At 27.4% G+C, this 18,025-nt stretch carries 13 protein-coding genes; 9 read left to right on the top strand and 4 right to left on the bottom strand.

The window, feature by feature from the left end; translation table 11 throughout:
• Window positions 1-95 precede the first annotated feature (95 nt).
• The 5 genes from BT997_RS05775 to BT997_RS05755 all read left to right on the top strand — a co-directional run bounded on the left by BT997_RS05775 (window position 96) and on the right by BT997_RS05755 (window position 8,913).
• Window positions 96-2,435: a dynamin family protein gene (locus BT997_RS05775; protein ID WP_072680504.1), complete on the top strand. Its 2,340-nt coding sequence runs from the start codon at window positions 96-98 to the stop codon at window positions 2,433-2,435.
• Window positions 2,432-4,435, top strand: coding sequence for a dynamin family protein (locus BT997_RS05770; protein WP_072680503.1), 2,004 nt, complete (start codon window positions 2,432-2,434; stop codon window positions 4,433-4,435). The genes BT997_RS05775 and BT997_RS05770 overlap by 4 nt, the downstream gene beginning before the upstream one ends.
• Window positions 4,436-4,560: 125 nt before the next feature.
• Window positions 4,561-5,595 (top strand): hypothetical protein, encoded by a 1,035-nt coding sequence (locus tag BT997_RS05765; protein ID WP_072680502.1) that lies wholly within the window; start codon window positions 4,561-4,563, stop codon window positions 5,593-5,595.
• Between the two features lie 243 nt (window positions 5,596-5,838).
• The gene (locus BT997_RS05760; RefSeq protein ID WP_072680501.1) at window positions 5,839-7,491 is read left to right on the top strand and encodes an acetolactate synthase large subunit; all 1,653 of its coding nucleotides are present in this window, start codon (window positions 5,839-5,841) and stop codon (window positions 7,489-7,491) included.
• A gap of 30 nt (window positions 7,492-7,521) precedes the next feature.
• Window positions 7,522-8,913, top strand: coding sequence for an aldehyde dehydrogenase family protein (locus tag BT997_RS05755; protein ID WP_072680500.1), 1,392 nt, complete (start codon window positions 7,522-7,524; stop codon window positions 8,911-8,913).
• A 72-nt stretch (window positions 8,914-8,985) separates the two neighbouring features.
• Here the strand turns inward: BT997_RS05755 and BT997_RS05750 are convergent, their stop codons facing one another.
• From BT997_RS05750 to BT997_RS05740, 3 genes are all read right to left on the bottom strand, one after another.
• The gene (locus tag BT997_RS05750; RefSeq protein ID WP_072680499.1) at window positions 8,986-10,107 is read right to left on the bottom strand and encodes an HD-GYP domain-containing protein; all 1,122 of its coding nucleotides are present in this window, start codon (window positions 10,105-10,107) and stop codon (window positions 8,986-8,988) included.
• Between the two features lie 184 nt (window positions 10,108-10,291).
• Window positions 10,292-11,626, bottom strand: a complete 1,335-nt coding sequence (locus BT997_RS05745; protein WP_072680498.1) for a cell wall metabolism sensor histidine kinase WalK — start codon at window positions 11,624-11,626, stop codon at window positions 10,292-10,294.
• Window positions 11,616-12,275 (bottom strand): response regulator transcription factor, encoded by a 660-nt coding sequence (locus BT997_RS05740; RefSeq protein WP_072680497.1) that lies wholly within the window; start codon window positions 12,273-12,275, stop codon window positions 11,616-11,618. The genes BT997_RS05745 and BT997_RS05740 overlap by 11 nt, the downstream gene beginning before the upstream one ends.
• A 214-nt stretch (window positions 12,276-12,489) precedes the next feature.
• Between BT997_RS05740 and sucC the strand changes: the two genes are divergently transcribed.
• On the top strand, window positions 12,490-13,659 hold the full coding sequence (gene sucC, locus BT997_RS05735; protein WP_072680496.1) for an ADP-forming succinate--CoA ligase subunit beta: 1,170 nt from the start codon (window positions 12,490-12,492) through the stop codon (window positions 13,657-13,659).
• Window positions 13,659-14,528, top strand: coding sequence for a succinate--CoA ligase subunit alpha (gene sucD, locus BT997_RS05730; RefSeq protein WP_072680495.1), 870 nt, complete (start codon window positions 13,659-13,661; stop codon window positions 14,526-14,528). Before sucC ends, sucD begins: the two co-directional genes overlap by 1 nt.
• A 27-nt stretch (window positions 14,529-14,555) precedes the next feature.
• On the opposite strand, the gene BT997_RS05725 is transcribed toward sucD, so the two are convergent.
• The gene (locus BT997_RS05725; protein ID WP_072680494.1) at window positions 14,556-14,981 is read right to left on the bottom strand and encodes a hypothetical protein; all 426 of its coding nucleotides are present in this window, start codon (window positions 14,979-14,981) and stop codon (window positions 14,556-14,558) included.
• A gap of 157 nt (window positions 14,982-15,138) precedes the next feature.
• On the opposite strand from BT997_RS05725, the gene BT997_RS05720 reads away from it, so the two are divergent.
• Both BT997_RS05720 and BT997_RS05715 read left to right on the top strand, forming a co-directional pair.
• On the top strand, window positions 15,139-15,873 hold the full coding sequence (locus BT997_RS05720; RefSeq protein ID WP_072680493.1) for a phytanoyl-CoA dioxygenase family protein: 735 nt from the start codon (window positions 15,139-15,141) through the stop codon (window positions 15,871-15,873).
• On the top strand, window positions 15,866-17,983 hold the full coding sequence (locus BT997_RS05715) for a Tex-like N-terminal domain-containing protein (RefSeq protein ID WP_072680492.1): 2,118 nt from the start codon (window positions 15,866-15,868) through the stop codon (window positions 17,981-17,983). The genes BT997_RS05720 and BT997_RS05715 overlap by 8 nt, the downstream gene beginning before the upstream one ends.
• Window positions 17,984-18,025 lie beyond the last annotated feature (42 nt).

Below are 18,025 nucleotides of genomic sequence, written 5' to 3'. Positions count from 1 at the left end.
TTTTGAAGGGTGATTAACTTTTTGTATTTATATACTATACAAAATTAATAAAAAAATTTAAATAATTTTTAAACTTCAAATAGTGGAGGCATACTTTGAGCTTAGCTAATGACTATTTCTTATTATATCATGGTATGAATGTAGAACAAACTACAACATATGGAACAACAGAAAATAAAGATAAAGAAGAATTTTTTGATATTGCATCACTTATACTTTGTGCAACAAGAAAAGACTACGAGAAATTTATTACTTTAAATAGTTTTAAAAAACTTGTTACAAAAATCACAAATAAAGATGTTAAAAATCTAGATGAACTATATCAACTTCAATATTGTATTATTGATGCAATTGAAAATGATACTAAAAATTGCCAAATAGAAAAAATGCATGAAAGCTTTGAATATTTAAAAAAAGAAAATATAATTAAAAACTCTGATTATAAAAAACTTGTTTCATTATTTGACCCTGAAGAATTAGCAGTTTGTAATGATGAAATGGACGTTGAAGATGAGCTAATAATTGAAGACAGAAAACCCTTTAAAGAAGCAAGATTAGAATTAGATGATTTAATACTTGAACTACGAGATGTATTTAATTCAAAAGATTTCAAAGAAGAACTAATACAAACATCAAACTATTTAGATAATCAAAAGTTCTCTATAGGAATTACAGGTGTTATGAATGCTGGTAAATCTACCATGTTAAATGCCTTAATGGGACAAGAGATACTTGGTAGTGCAGTTGTTCCTGAGACAGCAAATTTAACAATTGTGAAACATGGAAAACCAGAAGCAAATGTTTTTTATTGGAATAAAGATGAATGGAATAGAATTGAAAACACGGCAAATGAAATTGATTCTATAAAAGAGTTTGTAAATGAAACAAAAAATATTTTTGGTGAGGAGTTAACAACTTTAATAAAAGAAGAATCTCATAGTGAAAATGTTGATATAAACAATCTTGCAGCTTATACCTCAGCAGAAGCAAGTGGTAAAAAATGTAATTTAATAAAATATGTAGAATTAAAATCCGATTTAAATTTTTTAAGTGATGGTATAGAAATAGTTGATACACCAGGATTAGATGATCCAGTTATACAAAGAGAAGAAATTACAAAAGAATATCTAGCACAATGTGACTTAATGCTTCACTTAATGAATGTATCTCAAAGTGCAACACTTAAAGATGTTGAGTTTATAATTGATGCCCTACTTTATCAAAATATTACAAAACTACTTGTTGTAATTACAAGAGCAGATACAGTTTCAAAAGAGCAATTAGAAGAAGTAATTAACTATACAAAATCTTCAATCCAAAGACAATTAAAAGCACAAAACAAAGATAGTAAACTAGATTACATTCTAAATAGTATTAAATTTATTCCAATTTCTGGAAAAATGGCTTTACTTCACCGAACTGGAAAAAGTAAAGAAGCAATAGACGCTGGATATAATTTAGAAGACACAGGTATCTTAGAAATTGAAGAATATCTTGATGAAACACTTTTTGGAATTGATTCTTCAAAATCTGACTTGATTATTAAAGGTGCAAAAACTCAATTAGTAAAAACTATTGAAAAAGAGTTAAAATCTTTTAACTATGAATTAATTTTATTATCAAAATCAAAAGATGAGTTAGAAGCTGATTTAGCAGATTTTAATAAGAAAAAAGATGCAAATGAAAAAATCTTCAAAGCTATGAATGAAGATATTAATATATATAAAAATGATGCAAAAAACTATATTCAAACATTAGAAACTTTTTTAAGTACAGAACTTATTGACTTAAAAAATATAATTAAGCAAAGAGTTTTCTCTGATGTAAAATACTCTTTTGAAAAAACAAAAAAGAAACCAGAAAACGCAAGAATAAAAACTATAGTAGAAACAGCAATAAAAGATGGAATAATTGATATTATCAGAGATTATAGATATAAATTCATTAAAAAATCTCAAAGTATTGGTGAGATTTGTGAACAAAAATATCAAGACTTAGGATTTGTAATTGGTCATAAAAATGACAACTTTGATGCTAGAGGATTTTTTCAAGATGATTTTAAAGCAGGTTTTTTAACTTCATCAAATGAAGTATTAATTTCAAAAATTGTAAATGAAGTATCAAAAAGTAAGGCAAATAAACTTCCTGAACTTGATAGAAATATTGAAATTTATATAAAAGACGAATTTAATCCTATTGAAAATAATATAAAAGAAAAAGCAAATTCAGTCTCTCAAATATTAATAGAAAATTTCTTTAAAGAAATTGCTGAACCTCTAAAAGTTTTTGAACATAAACTAAAAAAAGATGAAAAGTCACTTCAAGATAGAATTGCAACATTTGAAGAAAATGAAGTAAATAAGGATGAAATGACAATTAATATTCATAAAAAAATTAAAAAACTTGAATTAATCAACAAAGGACTTAAATCATGAGTATTTTAAGTAGTTTTGTAAAAGAATACAATGATAAATTTACTGAACAAGAAACACTTTATGAAGAAGGATTAGTTGGAGAGATAAAAAAAATTAGTGATAAACTTCTTGAATCTAAATTTTTACCATCAATGCAATTAAAATCTATTTTAGATAAACAAATTAGACGTGCAAGATATCCAATGGAAATCGCAATTACTGGACAATTTTCTTCAGGGAAATCTACATTTTTAAATGCTTTATTATCACGTAATATCTTACCAACAGGAATTACTCCGGTTACTTCTAAAGTAAATTTTATAAATTATGGAGAAGAATATAAATTAAAAATCACATATTATTCAGGTGCGCAAGAATATGCTCCGATTGATGCAATTTCTGATTTTACAGATCAAAGACAAAATGAAATGAGTGATATTAAATATCTTACACTTTATGCACCTATGGATATTTTAAAAGATATCTCTTTTGTTGATACTCCAGGTCTAAACTCTCAATCACAAAGTGATACAGATACGACAAGAAGAGTTCTAAGAGATGTTGGAGGAATTATCTGGTTAACTTTAATTGATAATGCAGGGAAAATGTCAGAAGCAGAAGTATTAGAAGAATATATGGAACACTTTAAAAATAAATCTCTTTGTGTCCTAAATCAAAAAGATAAATTTTCACAAGAACAAATAGATACAACAACTAAATATGTAAGTGAAAAATTTTCTCAATACTTTGCACAAGTTACTCCTATATCAGCTAAAATGGCATTAGAATCAAGAGCGCATCATCAAGATGTTTTAATAAAAGATAAACAAGATAAACTTTTACAAAATATAAGAAATGCACTAAGTGGTAATATAGCTTCTATTGCAAAAGACCTTGATGAATACTATGGTGATTTAGAAAAAATTAATAATTTAGATACATCAAACAATGATAAAATGTTTGAAGAATCAAATATACAAGAAATCCTAAACTTTATTAATAATACTATACGACCGCAAGCAGAAGAGTCTAAAGAATTTGCAATCAAAAAAGATTTAAAAGGTATTTGTGATATTTTAATAAAAGAAAATGAAACAATTATTGGAGTATATGATTCTTTATGTGAAATCCTAAAAAATTCAGAAGAAGATATTTTAGCTGACTTCGAAAATATTCATAAAACCTACTCTAAAGAGTTATTTGGAATATATAACTCTCTTGAAGCAATTATGGAAAAAATGGCACACGAAACATATAAAAGTGTTAAAAAACAAAAAGCATTTAGATATGAAAAAAAGGCTGGTTTTTTAAGTAAAGACAATTTTGAAAAAATAGAATATGATACTTACTGGATTGATTCTGATAATGTATATAAAAACTTATTTTATGATGATCAAACAGTAGATAAAATGTTTAAACGTGCAATTAAGCAACTAAAAGAAATAGAGCTTAATTCTGATGAAGCATTTAGAAATGTTTATAGAAATGTAAAAAATAGAGTTCACCGATGGCAAGAACCTTATGAGTTAATAAAAAAACATAGAGAAATTGCATCAGATGCAGAGTTCTCTACAACAAGACACTTTGCAGCAAAAGTATATGAAAATGTTTTAAGATCTTACCATAGAGCTATTTTAGAAAATATTTCAGCTCTTAGAAAAAAGTTTGCTTATTTTAATGGAGCACTCTCTTATTCATATATCCAAACTACACAAGCTACAATTGCTCATTTTGAACAACAAATAGCTGAATCAGTTTTATTATATGAAAAAGAACCAACAAAATTCTCAGTTTATCATCCAAGAGAAGATGAAGTTCTTACAAAATTAAAAACAAATTTTGGATTTGAAAAAATTGAGGACTTTTTAACATCAAAAAGAAACTACTTATTTAAAATTATTCAATATTCAAAAAACCAATATCTTGAAATAAACAAAGATAGAATTGATTTTGTAGAATCTAAAAAAGGTCAATATATAAAGAAAATTGAAGATTTAAACCAAATAAAAGATGAGATTTAAGATAATTTCATCTTCTAGTTTTCAAAATTACAAATAAATTACGCATTTTATTTTAGTTTTTAGTTTAAATAAAAATTAAAATTATTTCAGTTATAATCCTAGAAATTATCTTATGGATTAAAGTCTTGTATAAAAAAATTATTGTAAATACTTTTGATACTGTTTTTAAAAATAGCCAATCACTTTTACAAAAATTACTTATACCTATAATATTGATATCTATTATAAATTTTTATTTACCACAATTTATTACCCCTACAGATATAGATGTAGAAAACATAGATTTATCTACAAATGAGTCTATTCTATCTTTAGTATTAGTTTTTATATTAATAATGACAAACCTTTCTATAGCAATTACCACACACAGAATTGCAATTTTAGGGTCTTCATCTGTTCCTAAATTTGGCTCATACATTTTTGGATTAAGAGAATTTAAATTTTTATTTAAAAGTATACTAATGATGATAATTATTGCGATACCCGTAATGCTTCTTGTATTTATACCTTCTGTAGGAGTATTTATAGCAATATTTATAGCGATTATATTAACAGCACGATTATCTTTTATATATCCAGCAATTGCCTGTGATGAAGATTCTTCTTTTTATAATTCTTGGAAAAATACAAAAGGACATACTCTCTTAATATTATTTACAATAATTTTATTTCCATTAATTTTTTCTGTTAGTGTAGGATTAGTTTATTCTCTATTAATTGAATTTTTAATAAAACTTATTTCACCAAATCTTAATATTCTTTATTCATTATTAAATGTATTTATAACAGTTTTCTCAATAAGTGCTCTATCAAGTGCATACTTGTATATTAAACCTAGACCTTTAAATAAAGTCATTAAAAATGAACCTGAAACAGTAAGAAATATAATTGAAAAAAAGCAAAAAGACCTATATAAAATAATCATTCATGATAAACAAAAAGTTACTTTTAAATCATTAAAAAAAGAGTTAGAAGAACAATATCACAAAATTGGTTTTACAGATATTGCATATGATAGAGAAAATGCTTTTATTTTAAAAAATGAAGAAAATGAAGAAGCTTATATTTCCCTACGATATGAAAATGATGAATTTACAATCCAAACTAAAAAAACAGACGAACCTATTTTAAAAGTATTACAAAACAAGAGCTCTAAATAGATATTATTTAATATTCACAACTATAAATAATATACAATTTTTATAACAATTTTTCTAATATTAATAAGTCATTTTACTAATTTAATTTAAACTAGATATAATATTAAAAGTACGACTGTGTCGTTTATTCGCACTTATTTAAAAAATGTTACAGCTTGGTAACATTTTTAGAACTTTTAACAACTTTTAAAAGAAATTGTGGGAAACTGCGATATATAATTTATAAAAAAAAATGGAGAGACAATGAACGCATCAGACTTATTTATAAAAGCGTTAGAAAATGAAGGTGTTGAGTATATTTTTGGTATTCCAGGGGAAGAAAATCTAGACTTACTAGAAGCTCTTAGAAAATCAGATAAAATCAAACTGATTTTAACAAGACATGAACAAGGTGCAGGGTTTATGGCTGCAACTTATGGAAGATTAACAGGAAAAGTTGGAGTATGTATTTCAACACTTGGACCTGGAGCTACTAACTTTGCAACAGCAGCAGCATATGCACAACTTGGTGGTATGCCAATGCTTATGATTACAGGGCAAAAACCAATTAAAAAATCTAAACAAGGTAGATTCCAAATCGTTGATATCGTAGGAATGATGAAACCTATGACAAAATACGCTAAACAAGTTGTAAATGGTAATAATGTACCTTCAATGATTAGAGAAGCATTTAAAATTGCCACAACTGAAAGACCTGGTGCAGTTCATATTGAATTCCCTGAAGATATTTCAGCAGAAGAAGATGTAGAAGATAATATATATCCAGTTCACAGCTACAAGTATCCAAAAGCAGATAAATCATCTGTAGCAGAAGCTGTTAAAATGATTGAAAAAGCAAAAAGACCATTATTGTGTGTTGGTGGTGGAGCAAATAGAACAAGAATTGGTTCTGCTTTAGCTGACTTCGTTAATGAAACAGGAATTCCATTCTTTTCTACTCAAATGGGTAAAGGTGTAATTGATGAAAATCATAAGTTATGTTTATCAACTGCGGCACTATCAAAAGATGATTTTATTCATTGTGCAATTGAAAGAGCTGACTTAATTATCAATGTTGGTCACGACGTAATTGAAAAACCACCATTCTTTATGGAAAATGAAGAGGGAGCTACAAAAGTTTTACATGTTAATTTCTTCCCATCAGAAGTTGATGATACTTACTTCCCACAACTAGATATATTAGGAGACATTGCAGGAAATATTGAGTCAATGACAAATGCTATTTCTAAACAAGAGCACTGGGATTTTGATTATTACATTAGACTTGCTGAAGAAATTAGAACTAGACTTGCAAAATACTTTGGTGACACAAGATTCCCAATCTTACCTCAAAAGGCAGTTAGAACAATTAGACAAACTTTAGATGATAAAGATATTGTTACTTTAGATAATGGTGTATATAAAATCTGGTTTGCAAGAAACTACAGATGTGCACAACCAAACACTCTTCTTTTAGATAATGCACTTGCAACTATGGGAGCTGGACTTCCATCTGGAATGGCTGCAAAAATGGTAAAACCTGATTCAAAAGTTGTTGCTGTATGTGGTGATGGTGGATTCATGATGAATGACCAAGAGATGGAAACAGCTGTAAGACTTGGACTTGACTTAACAGTAGTTATTCTTAATGATAATGCTTACGGTATGATTAAATGGAAACAATCTGGTATGGGATTCGATAACTTTGGACTTGATTTAGGTAACCCTGATTTCGTTAAATTTGCTGAATCATTTGGAGCAAATGGATATAGACCAACTTCTTGTGAAGATTTTGAAGAAACTTTAGAAAAATGTGTTAACTCAAAAGGTGTTCACTTAATCGACCTTGCAGTTGATTATTCACTTAACCATACAATTTTAAATGAATTACTAGCTAAAAAAGCTTGTATGATATAATAAGAAAAAATTTTAAAAAGAAGGATAATAATGAGTACAATTGAAGTAACATCACCATTTGATGATAGTGTTGTTGGAGAAGTTCCATTTGGATCAGTAGCTGAAGTAGAAACAGCTTTAGATTTAGCTAGAACAACTTTCGATAATCATAAAAATGCTCTTCCTAAATACAAAAGAGTTGAGATTTTAGAAAAAGTTGTTGAAATTATGTCATCACAAGTTGATGAATTAACAAAACTTTGTGCATCTGAAGGTGGAAAACCTTGGATTGATTCTCAAGTTGAAGTTGCACGTGCAATCAATGGTGTTAAGCTTGCTATTGAAGCTTTAGGAGCTCAAGAAGGTAAAGAAGTTGCTATGGGTCATACAGCATCATCAGCTAATAGAATGGCTTATACTTTCAAAGAACCTATTGGTGTTGTTGCTGCAGTTTCTGCATTTAATCACCCATTTAACTTAGCAGTACACCAAGTAATTCCTGCAATTGCTGTTGGTTGTTCTGTTATTATTAAACCTGCTACTCAAACTCCAATGTCAGCTATTAGATTAGTTGAAATTTTAGAAGAAGCTGGGCTTCCTAAAGGTTGGGCTCAAGCTGTAGTTTGTGATAGAAAAGGTGGAGAATTATTAGCTACATCACCAAAAGTAAATGCTTTAACATTTATTGGTTCTGGTGCTGTTGGTTGGTACTTAAACTCAAAAGTTGCTCAAGGTACGAGAGTTGCATTAGAGCATGGTGGAGTTGCACCAGTTATTGTTGAGCCTGATGCAGATATTGATGACTTAATTCCTTCTATTGGAAAAGGTGGTTTCTACCACGCTGGTCAAGTTTGTGTATCTGTTCAAAGAGTATTTGTACATGAATCAATTGTTGATGAAGTAGCAGCTAAACTTTCTTCTTATGCATCTAAATTAGTTGTGGGTAATCAATTAGACCCTAAAACTGAAGTTGGACCATTAATTAATAATAACGAAGTAAATAGAGTTGAAGAATGGGTTAACGAAGCAAAAGAAAAAGGTGGGAAAATCTTAACTGGTGGAAATAGAATTTCTGCATCTTGTTATGAGCCTACTGTAATTCTTAACCCTGCTGATGATGCTTTAGTTTCTACAAAAGAAGTATTTGGACCAGTTGTTTGTGTTTATTCATATTCTAATATTGAAGAAGCATTTGATAGAGCAAACCAATTAGAGGTATCTTTCCAAGCAGCTGTATTTACAAAAAATATTGACACTGCCTTAAGAGCTGTAAAAAGATTAAATGGCACTGCTGTAATGGTAAATGACCATACTGCATTTAGAGTTGACTGGATGCCATTTGGAGGAGCAAAAGCTTCAGGACTTGGACTTGGTGGAATTCACCACTCTATGGAAGAGTGTTCAAATGAAAAAATGATGGTTATTAAATCACCGGTTCTATAATATATCTATTAACATATAAATTAAAAAGGTGAGAAAATAAATACTTTCTCACCTTTTTTTATAAAATTCGTATTAGATAAAAAAATATGGTTTTAATTGTTTATAAAATATCTCTTTTAATTCTTTTTCGTTTTTTTGCGTGATATATAAAAAAGAATCTTCATAAATTTCTTCAAATACTTTTACAATTTCTTTGTCAAAATGTGTTCCTATATCATTTTTAATAATTTCAAAACTATCATAAATATTTATTGCTTCTTTGTATGGACGTTTTGAAGTTAATGCATCAAAAACATCAACTATAGCAAAAACTCTAGCTTCTAGAGGAATATTTTTATCTTTTAGTCCAAAAGGATAACCTGTCCCATCAATTTTTTCATGATGAAATTTTATAATTGAATTTGCTTCATTTAACCATTCTATATCTTTAATAATATCCATACCATGAAAAACATGTGTTTTCATAATTTCAAATTCATCTTTCGTTAATTTATCTTTTTTTAACAAAATATTATCTTGAATAGCAATTTCCCCAATATCATGTAGAAATGAGCCAATTAAAAGACCACCCATTCTTTCTTTTTCAATATTTATTTTCTTTGCAATTTTATAACTATAATAAGTTACTCTATAATTATGCTCACTTGTATCCCCATCTCTTTTAGAAATTGCTGTACCTAATGAGGTTATTGTATTAAAGTAAGATAATAATAAGTTATTATTAGAAGAAATAACTTTTTTATATTGATTATATATTAAAGGAAAAATTGCAAATATTAATATAATCATATTACTAAAAATAATAAATAAAAGAAAATATAATTCATTTTTAATTAACTGAACTATTTCTATATCATATTTTTGAAGTATATTTACATATATATTCTTATTCCCAACATTTATTCTTGATTGATAATAAAAATATATATCTCCATCATCAATATCAATAATTTCTGTACAAATATCTTCTGAAATTTTATCAAGCTTTGATATTCTTTCTTCAAGTTTTTTTGAATATAAATTTCTATTTTCTAAAATTAGTTCATCATCAATAAAAACTTGAAGAAATTTTATTCCAAAAATGTTTGCTTTAGTTTTTATATCTTTTTTTATGACAGAACTATTAGTATTATTTTCTATTAACGTATCTAATATTTCTAGTTTTTTTACTTCCTGTTCAATTTTGCGAGACATATTATATTTATTATAATAAAGAACTATCCCTCCCCATAAGAGAAAAACAATAAACATTACGATTGTAATTCTAAAAAAAAAGGTAAATACAATATTACTAGTTATCTTGTTTATAAAAAAACTCCCAAATTTTAAATTGACAAATTCTAAAACATGAAAATGAAATGAAAATGAAGATGCATTATTATAAAACTATATGAATTGTTGTCCCTTTATTTTCAATTGAAAATATTTCTAATTCTCCAGAGTGTAATTCAACTCCATTTTTTACAATAGAAAGCCCAAGACCAAAACCTTTAATTTTCTTATTTCTTGATTTTTCAACTCTATAAAATCTATCCAAGATATTTTCTAATTCAGATTTTGGTATACCTATTCCTTCATCTTTTATAATAAAATGAATATTCTCATCCTTATAAAGTTCAATTGTTATATTAGTATTTACTTCTGAGTACTTTATTGCATTATCTAATAAATTAAGAAAAATACTACTAAGAAGTTGACAATTACCTTTATAGACGATATTCTCTAATTGAGAAATATTTAAACTAATACTTTTTTTAGTTAAATCTCTTTTGTATTTATATATTACATCTAAAAGTAAACCATCTAAATTACAAGTATTAAATGTTTCTTGAATACTCTCTTTTGAATACTTTGTAAGTAAAAGTAGATTTTCAACTATCTCTTCTAATTGCATAGTTTCAAATAAAATAGTTTTTAAAGAGTTAATATACTCTTTAGAACTTCTTTTATTTTTTAGTGTAACTTCTACCTCACCTCTTATTACAGTAAGAGGAGTTTTTAGCTCATGTGAAACATCACTATTAAACCGATCTAAATTATCAATACCTTTTTTTAGCCTCTCTATCATATTATTAAAAGATTCAATTAATTCTTTTATTTCATCGTCATCATCATCTTTTGGAAGTGGTATAGTTTTAGAAAAATTAGTAATACTAATATCTTTAGCTACTCTAGAAACATCTCGTATTGAGATAAAAATTTTATCTATAAACTTGTATGAAATAAATAAAATAAATAATAAGAGAATAGGATTAAGTATCCATAAAATTTCTTTAATTTTTTCTGCTTCTAGATGTACATTCTTTTTTAAAATTAAAACTACTCCATTAAAAGGTTCCGAAATCTTTTTTATATAGACAGCATCTTCAATAAAATTATCTTTTTCAATTATCTTAAATGGCTTTTCTAAATCATATAGAGACTCAATATTATCAAAACTAAAACCTTTTGTTTTTTGAATAATTTCTTCTTCTTTTCGTATTAATATTTCTACATCAAAATGTACATGTTTTTTTATATTTTTTAGTTTTTCTTCTTTATCTAATATATGTTCGTGTATATAAATAGCTTGATTTGAAAGACGTTTATGAACTTCTTTATTTATAGTAGTTTCTAAAATAAAATAAAGTAAAATACTAAATAAAATCACAACAGTAGATATAATCGTAATAAACCAAAATAAAATACGATACTTAAGTTTTCTAGGTATCAATTTTATAACCTAAACCTCTAAAGTTTGTAATAAGAGACTTTCCTATTTTCTTTCTTAAATTATAAATTGTTACCTGAATAACATTGCTATTAATAAACTCTTCATTATTCCATAGTTGTGATTCAATCATAGAATTTGAGACCATTGAATTTTTATTTTTAATTAGAAATATTAATAGCTCATATTCCTTCTGACTCAAAGATATTTTTTTTCCATCTTTTTTCATTATCTTGGCATTCAAATCAATTTGAATATTTTTTATTTCAATTATATTTTTAGTACTATTTAATAAGGTTCTTCGATAAATTGCTTCCATTCTGACAAGAAGTTCTTTATATGCAAATGGTTTAGTCAAGTAATCATCTGCTCCTCTTCTAAAACCGACAATCTTATTTTCTAATGTATCTTTTGCCGTAAGGAATAGTATTGGTGTTTTTATTTTTTTCTCTCTTAACGTTTGAATTATATCAATACCACTTTTATGCGGGAGCATCCAATCTAAAATAATAATATCATACTTATTAACCAATGCTAAGTATTCTCCTTCTTCACCTGAAGTTGAGCTTTCTGTAATATATCCAGCCTCCTTAAATCCCCTTTTTAAAAAAGAGACTATATTTTCATCATCCTCAATTATAAGTATTTTCATTCTATATTAATCCTTTTTATTCTAAAACAATTTGATTCTAATATAAATATATATAATAAAAATGAAATGATTATGAAAAATAAACTTATTTCAAATTTTCATGTCTATTTTTATTCTTAATACTACTTTAAAAGTATGTATTTTAAGCACTCTCGTATGAGTTTTTTGGTATAAGTTCCTTTTTGAAACAAAGATAATATTAAAAGGATATTTTATGAATCTTCATGAATACCAAGCAAAAAATTTATATAGAAAATATGATATTCCTACAACAAAAGGGAAATTATTAACTCATCCTTCTCAATTAGATGATATATTAAGAACAATTGGAAAAGATAAATGGGTTGTAAAAGCACAAGTTCACGCAGGTGGACGTGGAAAAGCTGGTGGAGTTGTACTTGTTGACTCAAAATACGAAGCAAATGAAGAAGTTAGACGTCTTCTTGGAAGTAGATTAGTAACTCATCAAACAACAGGAGATGGTCAACCTATCAACTCTATTTTTGTTGAAGAACCATGTGATATTGTAGATGAAATCTATTTAGCTTTTGCTGTAGATAGAACAACTCAAAGAATCATCATCATCACATCTAGTGAAGGTGGAATGGAGATTGAAGAAGTTGCAGAAAATACTCCAGAAAAGATTTTAAGAAACCCTATTAATCCCATTGTTGGAATTATGCCTGCACAATGTAGACAGATTTGTGATGATTTAGGTTTAGATAAAACACTTTCTGCACAAATGATTGACCTGATGCAAAAAATGTATAAGATGTTTGTAGAAAATGACCTTTCACTTATAGAAGTAAATCCACTTGTTATTACAAAACAAGGATACTTAATGTGTCTTGATGGAAAAGTACAAGTTGATAATTCAGCACTTTACAGACAGCCAAAAATGAATGAAATTAGAGATGAATCTCAAGAAGATGAAAGAGAATTAAAAGCTGAAAAGCTTGACTTAAATTATGTATCACTTGATGGAAATATTGGATGTATGGTAAATGGTGCAGGTTTAGCAATGGCAACTATGGATTTAATTCAAACTCATGGGGCACAACCAGCAAACTTTTTAGATGTTGGTGGAAGTGTAAATGAAAAAAGAGTTATTGAAGCCTTTGGAATTATTTTATCTGATAGTAAAGTAAAAGGTATTTTAGTAAATATTTTTGGTGGTATCGTAAGATGTGATATTATTGCCTCTGGTATTATATCTGCTGTAGAAGCTATGAATATTGATATTCCAATTGTTGTAAGACTTGAAGGAACAAATGCAAAAGAAGGTCTTGAACTTATTAGAAATTCTAAAGTTTCAGTTTATGAAGAAGCAAATTTAGATAAAGCTGCACAAAAGATTATTGAACTTACGGGAGGAGTTAACTAATGGCTATTTTAATTGATAAAAATACAAAAGTATTAGTACAAGGTTTAACAGGTTCTCAAGCAAGTTTTCATACACAACGTGCAATTGCATATGGAACAAATGTAGTAAGTGGTGTAGTCCCAGGTCGTAGAGGACAAACTCATTTAGACCTTCCAATTTACAACACTGTTGAATGTGCAAAAAGACTTACAGGAGCTACTGCTTCTATTATCTATGTACCAGCTCCATTTTGTAAAGATTCTATTATAGAAGCTAGTGAAAATGGTATTGAAACTATTGTATGTATTACAGAAGGAATACCTACAATTGATATGCTAGATGTAAAAGCTGCAATTGATTTAAATGGTTCAACACTTATTGGTCCAAATTGTCCAGGTATTATAACTCCAGGTCAATGTAAAATGGGAATTATGCCAGAATCAATTCATATGCCAGGAAGTGTAGGTATTGTTTCAAGATCAGGAACACTTACATATGAAGCAGTAAATCAATCAACTCTTGCAGGATTTGGTCAAAGTACTTGTGTAGGTATTGGTGGTGATCCTGTACCTGGTTCTGATTTTATTGATATTCTAAAAAAATTCCAAGATGATGATGAGACAAAAGCTATTGTAATGATTGGTGAAATTGGTGGAGCAAAAGAAGAAGCTGCGGCTGAATTTATTAAAGAATATGTGACAAAACCTGTAGTTTCATACATTGCAGGAGTTACAGCTCCTAAAGGGAAAAGAATGGGTCATGCAGGAGCAATCATTGATGGAGGGAAAGGTACTGCTGAAGATAAATACGCTGCGCTTGAAAGAGCTGGAGTTTCAACAGTTAGAACTATTACTGCAATTGGAGATGCTTTAAAAGAAGTACATCCATAAAATTAAGAGGAACTTCCTCTTAATTTTTTAATAACTTAATGTTGTATACTCATCATTAAGTAATTGTGCTGCAATTTTAGGTGGTTTTGCAATAGTAATACCATCAATTAAAGCACTCTTGTCTTTATTTACACTTGGTAAATATAAAGGACAAACTTGAACATTTACACCTTTTTTAATAAGTGCATTTAAAAGCATAGTTGGAGATTTTTTAGCAGGTTCAAAAACAGGTGTTTTTGTCTCCTTTAAGGCTAATTCTCCACCAGCTGCACACATTGTAATATTTACTTTCTTTTTTGCTTTTACTGTCATCATAGATAAAACCATAGCCATCATTTGAGTTTGAGTATCACCAGAAGTAAGAACTACATTTAAACCTTCTTTTTGTCCTGCCATAGCACTTGACGTAAAAAGAAAAGTACCAAGTAACATTGTAGAAATAAGTTTTTTCATATTATTTTTCCTTATATAAATTATATTATTAAAACTTATAATTATATGCATATTAAACTTAAACTAATGAATGTTTATTTATCTAATATAAATGAAATTAACCTTTGTAATATAAAAACTAAAGTAAAATTACAAACTTCAAATTATGTGAGAATAAATGACACTAACAAATGAACAAATAGACCAATTTAATAAAAATGGTTTTCTAATAATAAAAAATTTTATAGAAGATGATTTTTGTGATGAAATTTTAGAAAAAGCCAAAAAACATTTAGAAAAAAAACAAGCTCCTATTGAAAGTGAACAAGAGTATATGCAACTTGATAACAAGGATATTACCGTTAGACGCCTAAGACAAGTATATGATAGAGAAACTGTTTTTAAAGATTGGATGACAAGCAATAAAATAAGACCTATTTTAAAACAATTATTAAATGATGAGCCAGTCTTAACTTTAGCACATCATAATTCAATCATGACAAAACTTCCCCATGAAAGTACTAGAACTTTCTGGCATCAAGACAGAAGGTATTGGCATTTTGAAAATGACAATTTGATTTCAATCTGGCTAAGTTTAGGAGATGAATTTTTAGAAAATGGTCTTCTAGAGTTTATTCCTAAATCTCACAAAATAAATTTCTCAAAAGATAGATTTGATGAAAACTCTAATTTTTTAGATGAAAATAAAGAAAACCAAAAACTTATAGAAACAAAAGTTCATCAAAATTTATCTAAAGGTGATATTGTATTGTTTCATTGTAAAACACTTCATCATGCAAGTAAAAATACAAGTAATACTGCAAAAATATCATTTGTATATACAGTACGTGCTAAAAACAATAAGCCATTAAAAAATACAAGAAGCGATTTTAAAGAAGTTACTCTTGACTAATGATTTAATTAATTTAATAAAAGAACAAACAACTCTATCAAATAAACATATACAAAATATAATTAACTTACTTGATGAAGGTTGTACTGTTCCTTTCATAGCAAGATATAGAAAAGACTTAACAGGGAATGCTAGTGATGAAGATTTAAGAGCTTTTGAACAAGTTTTTACTTACAGTCAAAAACTTCTTCAAAGAAAAGAAGAGATACTAAACTTACTTGAAGAGAAAAACTTTTTAAATGAAAAAATCAAAAAGAGTATTGAAGAAGCAAAATCTATGCAAATATGTGAAGATATTTACGCACCATTTAAAGATAAAAAATCATCAAGAACTAGCTCTGCAATAGAAAATGGTCTTGAACCACTTGCAAATATTATTCAAAGTTTGAAGTATTCAAATAATGAAATTAGTCAAAAAGCAAGGACTTTCTTAAATAACAAAGTTTTATCTACAGATGATGCAATATTAGGTGCAAAAGACATCATAGCTCAAAGATATGCAGATGATTTTAAATCAAAAGAGATTATAAGAAATATAATTTCAAACTGGGGTGAGATACAAATCAAAGAAGGTAAACAATTTGATAAAACTGGAGTTTACTCAAATTTTGCAAATCAAAATGAGAAAATAAAATATATAAAATCCCATAGAGTTTTAGCAATTTTAAGAGCTGTAAACGAAAAACAGTTAAGTATAAAAGTTAATATAGATGAAAAGCATATTTTAGAAAATATAAAAAAATATAAAATTCCATCATGGGCAAATTCTTCAAAAGATATAGTGTTTGATGCATATAAAGATGGATTAAAAAGATTACTACTGCCAAGTCTAAAAAGAGAAGCTATAAATACTCTTAAAGAAAAAGCAAGTGCTGAAGCAATCGAGCTTTTTGGAAAAAACTTAAAAGAGCTACTTCAAACCGCACCCTTAGTAAATCAAGTGATTTTGGGTATGGATCCAGGCTTTGTATCAGGATGTAAGCTTGCAGTAATAGATAAAGATGGAATATATTTAGACTCAGATGTTATCTATCCTACAAAACCAAAACAAAATATAGAAGCTTCAACTAAGACAGTATTAAATCTAATTAAAAAATACAATATAACATCTATTGCAATTGGAAATGGAACTGCTTCAAGAGAAACAGCCCAGTTTATATCAAATCTAATAAAAGATGCCAATCTAGAGGTAAATTATGCAATAGTAAGTGAAATAGGTGCAAGTGTATATTCAGCTTCAAAAATAGCTGGAGAAGAATATCCAAACCTAGATGTAACAATAAGAGGAGCAATTTCAATAGCTGGAAGACTTCGAGATCCTATGGCAACACTTGTAAAAATTGATCCTAAATCACTTGGAATAGGTCAATATCAACATGATGTAAACCAAAAAGAGTTAGAAGCTAAGCTAAAAAATACAACTGTAGATTTAGTAAATAAAGTTGGAGTTGATTTAAATTCCACATCATACAAATTACTTTCTTTTATCTCAGGTATTTCGGAAAAATTAGCTAAGAATATTATAGCACATAGAACTAATATAAAAAAGTTCAACAGTAAAAATGAATTATTAAAAGTAAAAGGTCTTGGTACAAAAGCATATGAACAAGCAGTAGGATTTTTAAGAATAAAAGATGGAAAATCTATTCTTGATAATACTGCAATCCATCCAGAAGATTATGCAGCAACGAAAAATCTACAAGAAAAATACAATATAGAAGATGTAAAAGATAATCAAATAGAACAAATTGCAAAGGAAATAAACACAACACCATTTAAACTAAAAGATATTATACAAGAGCTAAAAAAGCCAGGATATGATGTAAGAAATGAGTTCAATCAAGTAAAATTTGCCCAAGATATAACAAAAATAGAAGACCTAAAAGAAGGCTATATATTAAGTGGAATAGTAAGAAATATTACAGATTTTGGAGCTTTTGTAGATATAGGACTTAAAAATGATGCCCTACTTCATATTTCTCAAATATCAACAAAAAGAATAAATCACCCAAGTGAAATTCTAAGTATTAATCAAAACTTGGAAAAGATAAGAGTTCTAAGTGTAGATTTAGAAAAACAAAGAGTTGGACTAACTTTAAAAGAATATTGACAGAAATCAACATCATTTATTTAAATATTGATTATAATTATC

The organism is Arcobacter sp. LA11 (genome assembly GCF_001895145.1).
GTDB lineage: Bacteria > Campylobacterota > Campylobacteria > Campylobacterales > Arcobacteraceae > Halarcobacter.
Note: the sequence above shows the minus strand (reverse complement) of the source record. Positions and strands in the feature narration are given on the sequence as shown.